The organism is Thalassobaculum sp., assembly GCF_040219615.1.
Classification (GTDB): domain Bacteria; phylum Pseudomonadota; class Alphaproteobacteria; order Thalassobaculales; family Thalassobaculaceae; genus Thalassobaculum_A.
This window is the reverse complement of the sequence record NZ_JAVJSE010000033.1, coordinates 93,202-109,353: the sequence shown is the minus strand read 5'-3', so window position 1 is coordinate 109,353 and position 16,152 is coordinate 93,202. Positions and strand designations below refer to the sequence as shown.

Annotated in this window: 17 protein-coding genes and 1 tRNA gene; 9 read left to right on the top strand and 9 right to left on the bottom strand. The window is 71.8% G+C overall.

Annotation, left to right across the window (positions count from 1 at the left end; all coding sequences use genetic code 11):
• The coding region (locus RIC31_RS17835) for a flagellar motor switch protein FliG (protein ID WP_350110778.1) at positions 1-819 on the bottom strand (819 nt) is incomplete at its 3' end.
• A gap of 207 nt (positions 820-1,026) precedes the next feature.
• Between RIC31_RS17835 and RIC31_RS17830 the strand changes: the two genes are divergently transcribed.
• Together RIC31_RS17830 and RIC31_RS17825 are read left to right on the top strand one after the other, a co-directional pair.
• Complete coding sequence (locus RIC31_RS17830; RefSeq protein ID WP_350110775.1) at positions 1,027-1,527, top strand: acyloxyacyl hydrolase; 501 nt, start codon at positions 1,027-1,029, stop codon at positions 1,525-1,527.
• A 42-nt stretch (positions 1,528-1,569) separates the two neighbouring features.
• Positions 1,570-2,241: a rhomboid family intramembrane serine protease gene (locus RIC31_RS17825; protein ID WP_350110772.1), complete on the top strand. Its 672-nt coding sequence runs from the start codon at positions 1,570-1,572 to the stop codon at positions 2,239-2,241.
• A gap of 15 nt (positions 2,242-2,256) precedes the next feature.
• Here the strand turns inward: RIC31_RS17825 and RIC31_RS17820 are convergent, their stop codons facing one another.
• A complete protein-coding gene (locus tag RIC31_RS17820; protein WP_350110769.1) occupies positions 2,257-3,297 on the bottom strand; it encodes a hypothetical protein in 1,041 nt (346 codons plus the stop codon).
• Between the two features lie 232 nt (positions 3,298-3,529).
• On the opposite strand from RIC31_RS17820, the gene RIC31_RS17815 reads away from it, so the two are divergent.
• Together RIC31_RS17815 and RIC31_RS17810 are read left to right on the top strand one after the other, a co-directional pair.
• Positions 3,530-4,714, top strand: coding sequence for an HlyD family secretion protein (locus RIC31_RS17815; protein ID WP_350110766.1), 1,185 nt, complete (start codon positions 3,530-3,532; stop codon positions 4,712-4,714).
• 8 nt (positions 4,715-4,722) lie between these two features.
• Positions 4,723-6,291, top strand: coding sequence for a DHA2 family efflux MFS transporter permease subunit (locus tag RIC31_RS17810; protein ID WP_350110762.1), 1,569 nt, complete (start codon positions 4,723-4,725; stop codon positions 6,289-6,291).
• A 25-nt stretch (positions 6,292-6,316) separates the two neighbouring features.
• Here the strand turns inward: RIC31_RS17810 and RIC31_RS17805 are convergent, their stop codons facing one another.
• Positions 6,317-6,694, bottom strand: a complete 378-nt coding sequence (locus RIC31_RS17805; RefSeq protein WP_350110759.1) for a VOC family protein — start codon at positions 6,692-6,694, stop codon at positions 6,317-6,319.
• A 120-nt stretch (positions 6,695-6,814) separates the two neighbouring features.
• Between RIC31_RS17805 and RIC31_RS17800 the strand changes: the two genes are divergently transcribed.
• The 5 genes from RIC31_RS17800 (at position 6,815) to hpnE (ending at position 11,549) form a co-directional block, all read left to right on the top strand.
• On the top strand, positions 6,815-7,450 hold the full coding sequence (locus RIC31_RS17800; RefSeq protein ID WP_350110754.1) for a CGNR zinc finger domain-containing protein: 636 nt from the start codon (positions 6,815-6,817) through the stop codon (positions 7,448-7,450).
• 112 nt (positions 7,451-7,562) lie between these two features.
• Positions 7,563-8,456, top strand: coding sequence for an FkbM family methyltransferase (locus RIC31_RS17795; protein WP_350110751.1), 894 nt, complete (start codon positions 7,563-7,565; stop codon positions 8,454-8,456).
• A gap of 74 nt (positions 8,457-8,530) precedes the next feature.
• Positions 8,531-9,424 carry a squalene synthase HpnC gene (gene hpnC, locus RIC31_RS17790; RefSeq protein WP_350110748.1) on the top strand — a complete coding sequence of 298 codons (894 nt, stop codon included), beginning with the start codon at positions 8,531-8,533 and terminating at the stop codon, positions 9,422-9,424.
• Complete coding sequence (gene hpnD, locus RIC31_RS17785; RefSeq protein ID WP_350110745.1) at positions 9,421-10,281, top strand: presqualene diphosphate synthase HpnD; 861 nt, start codon at positions 9,421-9,423, stop codon at positions 10,279-10,281. The genes hpnC and hpnD overlap by 4 nt, the downstream gene beginning before the upstream one ends.
• Entirely contained in the window at positions 10,278-11,549 is a 1,272-nt protein-coding gene (gene hpnE / locus RIC31_RS17780; RefSeq protein WP_350110742.1) for a hydroxysqualene dehydroxylase HpnE, read from the top strand. Before hpnD ends, hpnE begins: the two co-directional genes overlap by 4 nt.
• A 22-nt stretch (positions 11,550-11,571) precedes the next feature.
• Here hpnE and RIC31_RS17775 read toward each other — a convergent pair.
• The 6 genes from RIC31_RS17775 to RIC31_RS17750 form a co-directional block, all read right to left on the bottom strand.
• Positions 11,572-11,648 (bottom strand) — tRNA-Arg (locus RIC31_RS17775).
• Positions 11,649-11,706: 58 nt separating this feature from the next.
• Complete coding sequence (locus RIC31_RS17770; RefSeq protein ID WP_350110740.1) at positions 11,707-12,717, bottom strand: hypothetical protein; 1,011 nt, start codon at positions 12,715-12,717, stop codon at positions 11,707-11,709.
• 21 nt (positions 12,718-12,738) lie between these two features.
• Positions 12,739-13,749, bottom strand: coding sequence for a hypothetical protein (locus RIC31_RS17765; protein WP_350110737.1), 1,011 nt, complete (start codon positions 13,747-13,749; stop codon positions 12,739-12,741).
• Positions 13,746-14,156, bottom strand: coding sequence for a hypothetical protein (locus RIC31_RS17760; RefSeq protein WP_350110734.1), 411 nt, complete (start codon positions 14,154-14,156; stop codon positions 13,746-13,748). Before RIC31_RS17760 ends, RIC31_RS17765 begins: the two co-directional genes overlap by 4 nt.
• A gap of 4 nt (positions 14,157-14,160) precedes the next feature.
• The gene (locus tag RIC31_RS17755) at positions 14,161-15,201 is read right to left on the bottom strand and encodes a hypothetical protein (protein ID WP_350110732.1); all 1,041 of its coding nucleotides are present in this window, start codon (positions 15,199-15,201) and stop codon (positions 14,161-14,163) included.
• Positions 15,202-15,357: 156 nt separating this feature from the next.
• A complete protein-coding gene (locus RIC31_RS17750; RefSeq protein WP_350110729.1) occupies positions 15,358-16,149 on the bottom strand; it encodes a class II glutamine amidotransferase in 792 nt (263 codons plus the stop codon).
• Positions 16,150-16,152: the final 3 nt, after the last annotated feature.

Genomic DNA, 16,152 nt, shown 5'->3' with positions numbered 1-16,152 from the left:
CGACGCGCCCTTCAGCGCGATCACCAGCTTGTCCTTGTCGACCGCCCGCAGCAGCGTCTGCACGCCGGCCGGATCCAGCCGTTGCAGGTCCTCGAAGGTGAACATCAGCGAGCGGATGCGCTCGGCGGCGTCCTTGTTGCGCTCCTCGAGCGCCGACAGGAACCGGCTCTCGGTCGAGCGGTCCAGGTTGTTGAAGATCTCGGCCATCATCTCGTGGCTGTCGCGCCGGTTGGTGCGCGCCAGGTTGGACATGAACTCGGTGCGCAGCACCCGCTCCACGTCCTTCTCGATCTCCTTGTTCACCGCCTCCATGCGCAGCATGCGCATGACCACTTCCATCGAGAAGTTCTCCGGCAGGGTCGCCAGCACCTTGGCGGCGTGGGCCTGCTGGATCTTGCCGAGGATGACCGCGACGGTCTGCGGGTACTCGTTCTTCAGGTAGTTCGCCAGGACCTGCTCGTTCACGTTGGCGAGCTTGTCCCACATGGTGCGGCCGGCGGGACCGCGGATCTCCTCCATGATGTCCTGGACGCGGTCCTCGCCGAGCACCTTGGTCAGCAGCCGCTCGGTGGAGTCCAGCGAGCCGACCAGCGAGCCGGTCGAGGAGACCTGCTCGGCGAACTCGACGAACAGCCGCTCGACGATGTTCGACGACACCGTGCCGAGGCCGGCCATGACCTGGGAGATCTCCTTGATCTCCTCGTCGTCCATCTGGCCGAACAGCTTGGCGGCCTGTTCCTCGCCGAGCGACATCAGCAGGATGGCGGCCTTCTCGGGGCCGGAGATGCTGCGGTAGTCCTCGCGAACGCGCATACCCATAGCGCCGATCCTCGATCCTCGAGTGGGGTGCGAATTCTCGATTCGTGAATATACCCGAATCGGGCCAATTCTCCCAGGACCGGGTCGACTTGTCACGACCCGCAACCGCTGGGCGAGCCAAATTCGTGGACGCTGCGGCACCGGCCCTTGCCGACCCGCCGGGCGCCGGTATGATGCGCCCGCTCACCTGAACGGGGGATCTGCATCGTGCGTCGTCTGCTGCTCGGCCTGGCCGCCCTGCTCGCCACCGCGGTCCCGGCAACCGCCGAGGAACCGGCCTTCATCAGCCTGGGAGCCGGCTACTACGACCTGTTCGACGACCAGGGGGCCGGTGAAGCGCGGCTGGAGTACCGGTTCTCGGAACAGAACAAGCTGTTCTTCTTCACCCCGTTCGTCGGCGTCGCTGCGACCACCGACGCCGCCACATACGGCTATGTGGGGGTCGGGATCGACGTGTTCTTCGGCAAGCGCTGGGTGGCCACGCCGAACTTCGCGGTCGGGGTGTACGGCAACGGCGACGGCAAGGACCTCGGTCACCCGGTCGAGTTCCGCTCGGGCCTGGAGGTCGCCTACCGTTTCGACGACTATTCGCGGCTCGGCCTGTCGTTCACGCACATCTCGAACGCCGGCCTGGACGAGCGCAACCCGGGCGTCGAATCCCTGGTGGTCGTGTACTCGATACCGTTCCAGAAGCTCTTCAACGACTGATCCGGACTGGACGCGGCCGGCCGGCGATCCCACCTCGGCCCCATGAGCCGCATCCCGATCGCCACGCTCGCGGTGGCCTTCGCCCTGACCGCCGTGTTCGTGTGGCAGTTCCGCCTGGACGCCTATCAGGACATGCAGGCGATCCTGGCGCTCGGCGTGGTCCCGGCGCATCTGTGGGGGCTGCGGATTCCGGCACCGCAGATCGATCTGGTTCCGCCCATCGCCACCCTGGTCACCGCCCAGTGGCTGCATGGCGGCGCCGGCCATCTGATCGGCAACCTGGCCGCCCTGCTGTTCGTCGGCCCGCCGGCCGAGGCCCGTACCGGCCCCTGGCGGCTGCTCGCCGTCTTCCTGATCGCCGGGGTCGCCGGACTGGCGGTCGAGGCCACCGCGACCCCGAGTTCCACGATCCCGATCCTGGGCGCCAGCGCCTCGGTGGCCGGGCTGATCGGGGCGGCGGCAAGACGCGCGCCGCACGCCCGGGTCGCGCTGGCGCTGCCGACCCGGACCCGCGGCGGTCGGTTCGGGTTGCGCCGCCTGGCGGTCCCGGTGCTGCCCCTGGTGGCGGTCTGGCTGATATTCCAGGTCGCCGGGATCGCCTTCGAGGAGGGCGAGCCGGTGGCATTCCTGGCGCATGCGACCGGCTTCGTGACCGGAGCCCTGCTGGCCGGATCGAACCGGCGGGATCGGGATGGAGGGCGGGAGGGCGGCTAGGCTACGGCCTTGCCGTCACATGGTGGTCGAGGGCGCCGACCGTTCCAGCCGGATCAGCCGGTCGAGGCCCGGTGCCATCTCCGCCAGGATGAAGTCGGCCCGCTTCTGGGGGCTGCCGGCGTGGTTCGGGAACTTCTGCTCCCAGGAATTCAGCTTCACGGTGAGGCCGCACAGCACGCCGCCGATGGTCTCGTGATGCGCGATGATCAGCCGGTGCAGGGCCTGGAAGCTGTCCATCGAGATGTTCTCCCAGAACGTCTGGGAGTTCCGGTCGAACGACTCGAACCGGCCGGTGACCGAACTCAGGACCTCGTTCAGCCCGTCATTGACGAACGAGCACTTGTCCATCAGCTGCCGGTTCTCACGCAGGATGGTGGTCTTCACCTCCTCCATCCATTCGGTGAACTGGTCGAACTTCGGCACGATCTCGTCCAGGCACTGCCGGAAATACGAGAGCGACAGGTAGATGTCGCCGTACTTCTCGAGGAAGTCGGGGATGTCGGCGATCGTGATGCCCATCATCTGCGCGATCTTGCGCATGTTCTTCAACGCGACGTCGCGGTCGATGTTGGTGAACATGTGGATGATCTGGCCGGAATTCTTGATATTGTCGTTGGTGGCGCCGAACACGTTCACGACCAGCGGGCGTGTGAACGACTTCATGTACTCCGTCAGCTTCTCCTCCATCGAGCCGGACAGCTGGAGGTCTGAGGCCGAGCGCACGTCGATCTTCAGGTCGCGCAGCGAATTCCGCAGCGAGAACACGTCGAAGCTGTTCAGGTCGCCGAGCCGGTGCAGGATCTCGAGATCGGCCTCGACGTCCTCCGGATCGGCCTGGATGAAATCGGGCAGAGACTTGATGGAGATCAGGCCGACCCCGGCATCCCGGAACAGTTCGATCTCGGACTCCAGCCGGGAGGTCTTGATCAGGCGAGCACGGCTCAGGGCTGCCAGCCGAAGCGGCACGATCTTGAGGGGTAGCGTGTGCAGGGAATCGCGATCGACCTCGCTGAGGTCGTCCTGCACCTTCGGCGGCTCGACGGTCACGATCGTCATCTCAGCCCCATTCGCTCCGTCGCCCCTCTCACGACCACCGCCGACGTTATCACCCGGCAACGGTTAATGGAGGATGAATCATTCCTGCTCGCCTGCCTGCACGCCTGCATCCCTCGACGACCCGGCGGGCCGCGGCTGAGCCGCGCGCCGACCCGCAGACGGTGAAACGCGCGTTCATTGATTTGCCATATCCCATGAATTGAAGAACAATGGACGCTGGAAATGCCCAGCCATGAACGAACTGTCACCAAAACCGGGAGAACCCGCGACCCTGAGCGAACGGGCCGCACCGGCCGCCGCGCCCGCGCGGCGGCGGCGCACCACCGTGTTCTGGGTCCGGCTGTCGCTGTTCCTGCTGGTGCTCGGCCTGCTGGCCGGGCTGGCGGCGCTGTGGGGCCGCTCGACGCTGCTGTTCGTCCACGAGACCGACGCCCGGATCAGGGCCGACCTGATCGCGATCGCCAGCGAGGTCGACGGCCGGGTCACCGCACGGCTGGTGGACGACGGCGACACGGTCACCCGCGGCCAGGTGCTGCTGCGGCTCGACGATCGCGAGGCAAGGCTGCGTCTGGAGGAGACCGACGCCGAGCAGGCCACCCTGCTGGCCGGGATCGGCCGGCTGGATGCCGAGGTGGCGATGATCCGCGAACGCAGCGAGAGCCGGATCGCGCGCGCCGAGGCGCAACTCGGGGAGGCGACGGCCGGGCGCGAGCTGTACGATCACGAACTGGAGTTCGCCAAGGCCGACTACGACCGGGCACAGGCGCTCGCCAGGACCGGCGCGATCTCCTCGGCCCGGCTGGACCGTAGCCACACCGACTACCTGCGGGCCCTCCAGGAGCTGACCCGGTCCGAGGCGGCGATCGCCAGCGCCCGCGCCGGGATCGCCGAAGCCAGGGCAGAGCTCGCGGAGATCGGCGTCAAGCGGGCCGAGCGCAGCCGCCTGGAGGCCGAGCTCTCGGAGGTCGCGGCCCGTCGCGAACGCCTGCGCGTCGAATTGGAGCAGCACACCATCGTCAGCCCGATCGATGGGGTGATCGGCCGCACCTTCGCGTCGCCGGGCGAGCGGGTCGAGCAGGGCCAACGGCTGATGTCGATGCACGATCCGGCGGCGATCTGGGTCGAGGCCAACGTCCGCGAGACCGAGGTCGGCCGCATCGTCCCCGGCCAGACCGTGTCCATCACGGTCGACGCCTATCCGGGCGAGCTGTTCGAAGGCCGGGTCGAGCGGGTCGGGCAGGCCGCCAACAGCCAGTATGCGCTGCTGCCCCGGCTCAACGAGTCCGGCACCTTCACCAAGGTGACGCAGCGCCTGGAGGTGCGGATCGCGGTGGCGCAGAACGACGGCCGGCTGCGGCCGGGCATGATGGTCGAGGTCAGCATCGACGCGCCCAATCCGCGGTTCTGGTCGTTCTGAGAGGCCGGGTGAGCGCCACCGCCGACCCCCGACCCGCCGCCGCAGCGCCGGCGCCCGCCCCCCCGATCAGCAAGCTCGGCGTCACCATCACGACCATGATCGCCATGATCTCGATGATCATGTCGTCGACCATGGTCAACGTCGCGATCCCCGACATCATGGGCGCGTTCGGCATCGGCCAGGACCAGGCGCACTGGATGGCCACCGGCTTCCTGTCGGCGATGACCGTGTCGATGCTGCTGAACGCCTGGCTGGTCGGACGGTTCGGGCCGCGCGCCTCGTTCCTGGGCGCGGTCGCCATCTTCGTGGTCGCCGGGGTGATCGGCCAGACCTCGCCGACCTATGGCGGCCTGGTGCTGGCCCGGGTCGCGCAGGGCGTGTGCGCCGGGATCATCCAGCCGCTGGCCATGAGCACGGTGTTCCTCGCCTACCCGCCGGAGGAGCGCGGCCGGGCCATGGGCTGGTTCGGCATGGGTATCGTGCTCGGCCCGACCATCGGCCCGACCCTGGGCGGCATCATCGTCGACACCGTCGCCTGGCGCTGGGTGTTCACCGCACCGGTGCCGATCATGGCGATCTCGGCGGCGATGGCCTGGGTCTACCTGCCGGCCCGGGATCCGTCGGCCCGCCGCCCCGGACTGAACCTGCTCAGCTTCGCCCTGATCACCCTGGCGATCGGGCTGTTCCTGAACGGCATCACCGAGGGTCAGCGCAACGGATGGGACGCCCATCGCAGCTTCCTGATGCTGGTCGGCTCCGCGACCTGCTTCGCCTGGTTCCTGTACCGCGAGGCCAGCCATGCCGCGCCGCTGATCCAGCTCCGGCTGTTCTCGGTCTGGGAATACACCGCCTCGGCGATCGTCGCCTTCGTCTTCGGCGCCGGGATGTTCGGCACCCTGTTCCTGGTCCCGGTGATGGTGCAGACGGTGCAGGGCTTCACCGCCACCAAGGCCGGGCTGATGCTGCTGCCCGGCGGCATGGTGGCGATGGCGGTGTTCCCGATCGCCGGCCGGCTGTCGCACAGCGTGCCGCCGATCTGGCCGATCTCGTTCGGGCTGCTGGTGTTCGCGTTGTCCTGCCTGTGGCTGACCACGGCGGAGATCGCCACCGGCTTCTGGACGCTGGCGCTGCTAGTGGCGCTCGGGCGGGTCGGGCTCGGCCTGGTGATGCCGTCGCTGAACCTGGGCGCAATGTCGGCGGTGCCCCGGGACATGGTGCCGTCGGCCGCCGGCACCCTCAACTTCATCCGCATGACCGGTGCGGCGATCGGGGTCAATGCGCTGGCGATCCTGATCGACGACCGGATCGCCAGCCACCTGCAGGCCCTGACCGCCACCCAGACCTCGGGCAACGTGGCGCTGGGCGAACTGCTGGCGATGCTGTCGGAGCGGCTCGCGCGGATCGGTGTGGCCGAGAGCGACCGGCACGGGGCCGCCCTGGCCTATGTCGGCCGCCTGCTCGATCTGAAGGCGCACGAGCTCGCCTTCCACGACGGCTTCCTGATGCTGACCGCGGCCTTCCTGGCCGGCCTGGTCACCACCGTGCTGCTGATGCGCCGGACCACCCGCCGGCAGTAACCGGCCGGCGGCCCGGTCGCCGCCGCTATCCCGCCTTCCCGCAATACGCCTCGATCCGGTAGCCGTCCGGGTCGACCGCAAAGGCGGCGTAGTAGTCGGCGCCGTACTTCGCGCGCAGCCCCGGCGCCCCGTTGTCCCGGCCGCCGGCCGCCAGCGCGGCGGCGTGAAAAGCGTCGACCGCCGCCCGGCTGCCGGCGGTGAAGCAGAAGTGCAGCCCCGACCCTTCGTCGGCCGGCACCGGGCGCGGGCTCTGGGAGATCCAGAACGCTACGTCGCCTCGGCCGTAGCCGAGCGTGTCCGCCCCGGCGCTGAGGCAGCTGTATCCGAGCGGCGCCAGGGCCGCGTCGTAGAAGCGGCGGGTCGCGGCGATGTCGCGGACGCCGATGGAGACGTGGTCGAGCATGCGGGGCCTCCCTCTTGCAGACCGACCGGCGGGATGCCGATCATTGATAACCATCATGATGGTTATATGCCTTGGGATCGACATCTTGTCAACCGCCATGCCGGTTAGTAGGGTCGGGCCATGACGATGCCGACGCTGGCCGCGTCCCCGGGCGTGATCGTCCCGGCGCCGCGCGACGATCTCTGCCTGGATTTCGCGAACACCCGGTTCTGGCGCGGCAGCGACCCGGCGACCGAGACGCTGACGGAACCGGAGTCGCTGCTGGACTGGGCGGAGTCGACCGGCGGCCTGCCGGCGGTCATCGCGGCCCTGCGCGAGCGCTGGCGCGGCGATCCCGGCGAAGGCCGGCGCCGGCTCGACGACGCCCTGCGCCTGCGGGAAGCCCTGTACGCGGTGTTCGCGGCGCGCACCGGCGGCGGCGAGCCGGCCGTCGACGACCTCCTGGCGATCAACGGCGGGCTGGCACGGGCCCCGGCGCGGGTCCGCCTGGAGCCGCATGGCGACCGCTTCGCCTGGCGCATTCCGGTACCGTCGGGCCTGGATGCCCTGCTGACGCCGGTGCTGTGGTCGACCGGCGACCTGCTGACCGGTCCGCGGCTTACCCGGGTCCGGCAATGCGCCAACGAGCGCTGCCGCTGGCTGTTCCTGGACGACAGCAAGAGTGCCAACCGTCGCTGGTGCTCCATGAGCCAATGCGGCAACCGCGCCAAGGCGCACCGGCACTACGTCAGGCGGCGCGGACAGGCCGGCGGCTGACGGCGGGCCCCACGCACCGGGGACCGGCGCCGCCCCGAGCGGAACAGGGATTGACGGGCAGGCGGCGGCCCTGTCTTTAGATCGCCCTCCAACCAGCGGGAGCGTGACCGGAATGGCGCAGGCGAATCCGACCCAGGCGCTGCCCCCGCGTCCCGGCATCGAACTGCTCCGGACCCGCTGGGGTCCGATGTACGGCTTCGAGAACGACAGCGGCGTGTCCGAGGCACTGCGGCGGTTCGGAGAGTACGGCTCGAACGAGGTAAAGTTCTACCAGCGGCTGCTTTCGCCCGGCGACACTGTGATCGACGTCGGCTGCAACATCGGCGTAATCACCCGGGCCTTGGCGGTGCAGCCGCCGCACCCGACGATCATCGGCTTCGAGCCGCAGCCCGACTGCTACCGGCTGGCCAGCGCGAACACGTTCCACAACCCCGGCGTCACGGTCTATCCGCTGGCGGTCGCGGACAGCGCCGGGACCGTCACCATCGACGAGTTCGAGCTGACCCGCACTGCCAACTACGGCAGCAACCACATCGACGAGCACCGGCAATGGCACCGACGCTTGCCCTGCCCGTCGGTCCGCCTCGACGATTTCCTCGCCCCGCGCGCGCCGCGGCCGCGGCTGGTCAAGATCGACGCCGAGGGGATGGAGGCGCGTATCCTGCTTGGCATGACCGGCCTGGTGCACGACCGCCTGGTGATCTCGGCCGAGGCCGACCGGCGCCCACTGGTGCCGGACATCCTGGCGGCGCTGCAGGCGCTCGGCTGCAGCTGTCATGTCGCGCTGTTCCGGGCGATCGCGCCCGACAATCCCCGCTTCGACCCGGAGAACCGGCACTGCCGGACCCTGCACATCCACCTGATCGGGTTCGCCGGCCCGGTACCGGACTGGCTTCCGATCGTTCGCGGCCTCTGGCCGGTCCGGTCGATCGAGGACTTCGACCTGGTGGTGGAGACCCATTTCATGGCAGGGCGGACGGTCGACGGCGGCGGGCCGGTCGGGTGACGGTGGCGCCGGCCGGTTGCCGCCCGCTCCGACCGGGTGATAGCGTCCGGACTCGGCAGACATCGCCCGGCGACATGACCCCGACGGACCCCCAAGGCCCCGCCGCCGCAGTACCGGAAGCCGCCGTCCCGTCCGGCAAGGGCGCGGACGACGAGAACTTCCCGGTCGGCTCGCTCCTGATCGACGCGCGGCTGCGCCCGACGGTCAAGGCGTTCTATGCCGTGGCCCGGGCGGCCGACGATGTCGCCGACGACCCCGGCCTCGCCCCGCAGGACAAGCTGTTGCGTCTCGGGGCGTTCCGGCAGGCCCTGGAAGGCCGGACGGACGCCCCGGCGGTCGCGGCCCGGGCCCGACGGGCCCTAACGGCGGCCGGCGTGCCGGTGGCGCACGCCCTGCGGCTGCTCGACGCCTTCGAGCGTGATGCCGTCACAGGGCGCTGTGACGACTGGCACGACCTGATGGGCTACTGCGCCGCGTCCGCCGCTCCGGTCGGCCGCTTCCTGCTCGACCTGCACGGCGAGGACGCCGCCTGCGTCCCGGCCTCCGACGCCCTGTGCGCGGCGCTGCAGGTGATCAACCACCTGCAGGACTGCCGGGACGACTACCGGACGCTCGACCGGGTCTACCTGCCCGCCGACTGGCTGGCCGCAGAGGCCGCGACCGTCGAGCAGCTCGCCGCCGACGCCGCCGGCCCCGGCCTGCGCCGGGTGCTCGACCGCTGCCTCGACCGGGTCGACGGGCTGCTCGCCGCCGCCCGGCCGCTGCCCCTGGCCCTGCGCTCGACCCGGCTGGCCCTGGAGGCGGCGGCGATCCTGCGGCTGGCCGAGGTGCTGAGCGCCGCCCTGAAGACGCGCGACCCGCTGGCCGGGCCGGTCCGGCTGTCGCGGCCGGCAATGCTGTGGCACGGCGGCACCGCGGCGGCGCTGTGCCTGCTCCGCCGGCTGGCCGGCCATCGGCGGCCGGCATGAGCGCCGCCGCCATCCTCGACGCCGAGGCGGCGGCCGCCCGCGCCGAGGCGGTGGTCCGCGGCGCCGGGTCGTCGTTCTTCTGGGGCATGCGGGTGCTGCCGCCGGCGCGGCGGCGGGCGATCTACGCCGTCTACGCGTTCTGCCGGGCGGTCGACGACATCGTCGACGAGCCGGGCGAGCCGGCCGAACAGCGGGCCCGGCTCGACGCCTGGCGGGCCGAGATCGACGGCCTGTACGACGGCCGGCCGCCGGCCGACCCGATCGCGCTCGCCCTGCAGCCGGCGATCCGCCGCTACGACCTGCCGCGCGCCGAGTTCGAGGCGGTGATCGACGGCATGGAGATGGACCTGGACGCCCGCAACCTCGCGCCGGCCATGGCCGAGCTGCGGCTGTACTGCCGGCGCGTCGCCGGGGCGGTCGGGCTGCTGTCGGTCCGCTGCTTCGGCGCCGACGAGCCGGCCGCCGCCGAGCTGGCGGTGGTGCTGGGCGAGGCCCTGCAGTTCACCAACATCCTGCGCGACCTCGGCGAGGACGCCGCCGACGGCCGCCTGTACCTGCCGGCCGAGCTGCTGGAGCACCACGGCATCGCCGCGCGCGTGCCCGAGGCGGTGCTCGATCACCCCGCCCTGCCGGCGGTCTGCCGCGACCTCGCGGCGGTCGCCCGCGAGCGCTATGCCGAGGCGCGGGCGCTGATGGCGCGCTGCGACCGCCGCCGGCTGCGGCCGGTGGTGCTGATGACGGCCAGCTACGAGCCGCTGCTCGACCGCCTGGAGGCCGCCGGCTGGCGCGAGCCGCGCCGGCGCATCGCGCTGCCGGCCTGGCGGAAGCTGCTGCTGCTCCGCCACCTGATCCCGTGACCGCCGCCGCCGCCTCCCGGGCCGGGCATGTCCATGTGGTCGGCGCCGGGCTGGCCGGGCTCGCCGCCGCGCTGTCGCTGAGCCGGTCCGGTCGGGCGGTGACCGTGCACGAGGCGGCCGGCCAGGCCGGCGGGCGCTGCCGCTCCTACGACGACAGGGCGCTCGGCTGCCGCATCGACAACGGCAACCACCTGCTGCTGGCCGGCAACCGCGCCGCCCTCGACTACCTGGACGAGACCGGCGCCGCCGGCAGCCTGGTCGGCCCGGCCGAGGCCGCCTTCCCGTTCCTCGACCTCGCCGGCGGCCGGTCCTGGACGCTGCGGCCGAATCCCGGCCCGCTGCCCTGGTGGATATTCGCCCCCGGCCGGCGGGTTCCCGACAGCGGCGCGCTCGACTACCTGAAGGCGCTGCGCCTGCTGGCCGCCCGGCCTGGCGCGACGGTGATGCAGGTGCTGGGCCCGGGCCCGCTGATGGAGCGCCTCTGGCGGCCGCTGACGGTCGCCGCGCTGAACGCCGGGCCGGAGGTCGCGGCGGCCAGCCTGCTGCTGCCGGTGCTGCGCGAGAGCTTCGGGCGGGGCGGCCGCCGGTGCCGGCCGCTGGTCGCCCGCGACGGCCTGGCCGCCGCCTTCGTCGAGCCGGCGCTGGCGACCCTGGCGACGCGCGGTGTCGCGATCGGCTTCGGCCGCCGGCTGCGGGGGCTCGAGCGCCGCGACGGCCGGGTCGTCGCCCTCGACTTCGCGCAGGGGCCGGTCGCCCTCGGCCCGGCCGACGCGGTCGTGCTGGCGGTGCCGGCACCGGTCGCCGAAGGGCTGCTGCCGGACCTGACGGTCCCGCGCGGCAGCTCGGCGATCGTCAACGCCCATTTCCTGCTCGACCGGCCGGGGCGGCTGCCGGGCGGCGCGCCGCTGCTCGGGCTGCTCGGCGGTACGGTCGACTGGGTGTTCCTGCGCGACCGGCTGGCCAGCGCCACGGTCAGCGCCGCCGACGACCTGGCCGGGCAGCCGGCCGAGGCGCTGCTGCCGCTTCTCTGGCGCGACACCGCCGCCGCCCTCGGCACGCCGGGCGCTGCGCTGCCGCCCGGTCGGATCGTCAAGGAGAAGCGCGCGACGTTCCGGCAGACCCCCGAGCAGGCCGCCCGCCGCCCGGCCAGCCGGACCGCGTGGCCGAACCTGGTGCTGGCCGGCGACTGGACCGCCACCGGCCTGCCGGCGACCATCGAGGGCGCGATCCGCTCGGGCCGCGCGGCGGCGGCGGCGGTACTGGGGTGAAGGCTGTAAGGCTTGAAAAGAATGGCGTCCCCGGCAGGATTCGAACCTGCGACCCCCAGATTAGGAATCTGGTGCTCTATCCTGCTGAGCTACGAGGACGTCGCCGCCTGTTTAGCGCAAACCGGCGGCTTTCGCCACCGTTCGGGCGCGTCCGGGACTATGCCAGCAGGGCGCCGGCCTCGGTCAGCCAGGCGCGCTCCTGCGGGCTGAGCGGCGGCACCGCGTAGCGCCGGCGCAGCTCGTCGAGCGGCAGGTCGACCACCTCCCACATGTCCCAGCCGGCCAGCAGGTCGACCTGCATGGCCATGCCGCGGGCGACCGCCCGGAAGAACGGGTCCGGCCGCAGCGCGTCGGTCAGGCACGGTCCCGGCATCACCTGGATGCCGGCCTGGAACTGCAGCAGGGTCAGCAGCAGCAGGTCCATGCACAGCACCTCGGTGTTGCCGGCGCTGAACGCGGCGTTCAGCATCTCGCCCTGGTCGCTGGTCTCGTACTCGCCGATGACGTGATAGGCCTCGTGCTTCGACCAGCCCTCGGGAAAGCTCTTCGGCTCGCCCGGCATCGGGAAGCCGCGGTCCCGGTAGAACCGGTACAGGCCGTGGCCGAGGGTGCCGGCCGGCCGCTCCCCGAGCCCGCGGTACTTCGCCAGCAGGCTGCGGTCGGTCAGGATCGCGTACAGCCCGGGGATCTCCGGCATGCCGATCCGCAGCATGTCCAGCCAGTCGCGCAGCCGGGCCTTGCCGGTCGGCGACCAGTAATGCGCCACCGAGCGCATCATCAGCCCGAAGGCCAGCCGGCGGATCTGCCCCTTCACCGCCTGCCGCAGGATCGCCGGCCCGCGGTCCTCGACCCGGAGCCGGGCCGCCGCCGCCTCCACCACCCGGACCTTGGCCGGCATGATGCGCCGGTCGATCACCGGCAGCAGTGCCAGGATCCGCACCGTCTCGCGCCGCATCGCCGGGTCGTCGAGGAGCTCGTGCAGGTCGGCGGGCAGTGCCGACGAGGCCGGCTCGAGCGGCGCCTCGCGGTGCAGCAGGTGGCGCTGGATCGCGGCGATGCTGTCGCGCTCGACCGGCAGCAGCTCGACCGTGCCCTCGGCGCTCGCGACCGCGTGCATGGCCTGCACGATGGCCGCCGCCTGCCGGTCGTCGGGGTGGATGATCCGCATGCGCCCTCCTCGGCCGCCCGGCTACGCCAGCAGCGCCTTCTCCTGCGTCAGCGCCTCGGTCTCCGCCGGCGTCAGCGGCGGCAGCCCGTAGCGCTCGCGCAGGTCCCGCAGCTTCATGTCGGCGACGTCCCACAGCCGCCAGCCGGCCAGCAGGTCGACCCGCATCGCCGCCCCGCGCGCCATCGCCCGGAAGAACGCGTCCGGCCGCAGCAGGCCCGACGCCGTCGGCCCCGGCACGAAGGTCTTGCCGGCATGCAGCTGCACCAGCGCCGGCAGCACCAGGTCGAGGGCCAGTTCCTCGGTGTTGCCGGCGATGAACCCGGCCAGCAGCAGCTCGCCCTGCAGGGTGATCCCGTAGCTGCTGATCACATGGTAGACCTCGTGGCGCGCCCAACCCTCGGGGATGCTCCTGGGCTCGCCCGGCACCGGGAAACCGTTGCGGGCGTAGTAGCGGTGCACCTGGTGGCCCAGCGTGTCGTCCGGCAGCTCGGCGAGCGCCAGGTAGCGGGCCCGCAGGTCGTCCTGGCCGAGATAGCCGCGCAGCCCCGGGAACCAGGGCGCCACGGTCCACAGGATCGCCAGCCAGTCGCGCAGCCGGGCCCGGCCGGTCGGCGACCAGTAGTGCGCGACGATCCGCTTCATCAGCCCGAAGCCGTTGCGGCGATACTGGCCGCGGGCGATCCGGCCGAGCACCAGCAGCCCGAACTCGTCGACCCGCAGCCGCCGGGCCGCCGCCTCGACCACCGCCACCTTGTCCGGTCGAACCACGCCGTCGACGGTCGCCAGGATGGCCAGCTGGCGCACGGTCTGGCGCCGCAGGTCCGGGGTGTCCAGCTGTGCCTCCAGGTCGTCCGGCAGCGGCCCGGGCGCTCCGGGCAGCGCCGGGTCCCGGCGCAGCATGTGGCGCTGCAGCGCCTCGATGCACTCGACCTCGATCGCCGCCGGCGTGGCGCCGCCGCCGGCCGACACCACGGCCCAGGCGGCCTGCACGACCGCGGCAGCCTGCGCCGGCGTCAGCTCCAGCAGCTTCATGCCGCCGCCTCGCCGGTCGCCGCGTCCGGGCCGCCGAGCCGGCGCAGCGCGGCCTGCGCATCCGCCCGGATCCGCGCGTCCAGCGCCGGGTCGCCAACCTGCCTGGTCAGGATCCGGCCATAGGCCGCCTGCTGCGAACACGGGCTGCGCGGCGACGGCAGGAAGAAGTGCGAGAACTCGTCGCCGCGCTCCAGGACGAACTGCATCAGCGAATGGTCGTCGACGTCGCCCGGGGCCCCCTTGCTGGTCACCGTCCGGACCGAGACGTCGTCGGGCACCGGGATGCCCAGCGCCCGCAGCGCCGGCTTCGGGTCGGCCAGCAGCCCGGCCTTGAAGGCCGCGTCCTGCCACACCCGGCCGGTCGAGACCGGGGCTTCCGCAGGCCGGACGTTCAGGTCTCCGGTCATCGGATCACGCCGCCACCGCGTCGGCCGGCGTCGAATGGCCGCTGCCGGTCAGCAGCCCGTTGTAGCCGCCGACCCGCCGGCGCTCCTGCGCGGAGATCGGCGGCAGGTTGTAGCGGGCCCGCAGCTCGGCCATGTCGACCTCGGCGACCGCCCAGAAGTCCCAGCCATGCACCAGGTCGACGGTGACCCGGGCGCCGCGCGCCATCGCCCGGAAATAGTCCTCGGGATCGAGCAGCCCCTCCGACACCACGCCGCCGACGATCTGCTGGCCGGCCTGGTAGGACAGCAGGCCGAACAGGATCTGGTCCATGCAGGTCTCTTCCTGGGTGCCGCCGATGAAGGCGGTCAGCAGCAGCTCGGCCTCCAGGGCCACGCCGTATTCGCTCAGCACGTGGTAGACCTCGTGCATGATCCACGGGACGCTCTTCGGCCCGCCGGGCAGGGTGATCTCGTTCTCGGCGTAGAACCGGTACAGGGTGTGCCCGAAGGTGCCGGGCGGCAGCTCCGCCAGCGCCTCGTAGCGCGCCAGCATCTCGCGGTTCTTGCGGGCGGTCCCGGCGCCGTGCAGCTGCGGCAGCATCCACCACAGGAACCGCAGCCAGTCGCGCGGGCCGGCCCGGCCGGTCGGCGACCACCAGTCGACGAAGCGCTTCATCAAGGACAGCGCGATCCGCTTGTTCTGGCCGCGGGCGGCGCGCCGCAGGATGGCGACGCCGGGCTCCTCGACCCCGAGCCGGCGGGCCGCGGCCTCGACCACCGCCACCTTCTCCGGCCGCACCCGGCGGTCGATCACCGCCAGCATGGTCATCAGACGGACCGTCATGCGGCGCAGGTCCGGACCGTCGAGCATCGTCTCCAGGTCGGCCGGCAGCGGCCCGGGGGTTCCGGCGACCGGGTCCGGCCGGTTCAGGAGATGGCGCTGGATGGCGTCGATGCTGCGGATCTCGACCGGAATCGGCGCGACCGCACCCTCGGCGGAGGCGACCGCGTACAGCGCCTGCACCACCACCGCCAGTTGTCCCGATTCAGGCTGGACGAGCTTCATGACCGACACCGACCCGTGACTGCCATCGGACGCATCCCCCGGGGCCCAGACCAGCGCGGTCCAGGCCAGCGCACACATCGCCCGGAAACGGTAGCATTCGCCCGCGCGACGCGTCGAGGTTGAATCTCCTGGCGGATCCGTCAGCCGGGCCCGGCTTCAGGCGTGGAACGGCCGGAGCTCGACGGCGTCGCCCTCGGCCAGCAGCAGGCGGCCGTTCGGGACCTCGTCCCAGGCCTCGGCGCCGTCGGCCTCCAGCGGCTCCGACACGATGATGGTGTGGTCGCCGGAACGCGCCCAGTACAGGCTCGGCGGCTGGTCGTCGCTGGCGTAGCGGATCGCCGCGATCCGCCGGCCGTCGGTCAGCGCCGCGGTCAGCCGCAGCGGCTCGGTGGCCCCGGCCGCGTCCATGGCGTCGAGCACCCGCCGGGTGGTCCGCGCCAGCGCCTCGCAGATCCCGGCGCCGCCGGTCCCAGGGCCGTCAGCCAGGCCGTCGGCGAACAGCAGCAGGAAGAACAGCTCGCTGTCGGTGGTGCCCTCGCGGAACCCGTAATGGGCGTCCTGGATGTCGAGTTCCAGCCGTCGGCGCACCCGCTCGTAGTTGCCGATCTTGCCGTTGTGCATGAACAGCCAGTTGCCGACCACGAAGGGATGGCAGTTCGCCCGGGTGGTGGCGGTGCCGGTCGAGGCCCGGACATGGGCGAAGAACAGCGGCGAGCTGATCTGCTGGCACAGCGAGCGCAGGTTGCGGTCGTTCCAGGCCGGCAGGGTCTCGCGATAGACGCCGGGAACCTCGCGGTCGCCGTACCAGCCCAGGCCGAAGCCGTCGCCGTTGGTCGGCACCGTGCCGCGCTGGGCGCTCAGGGACTGCCGGACCAGGGAGTTGGCCGGCTCGGTGACCAGGGTCTCGAGATAGCGGGGGGCTCCGAGATAAGCCAGCCAGCGGCACATGCG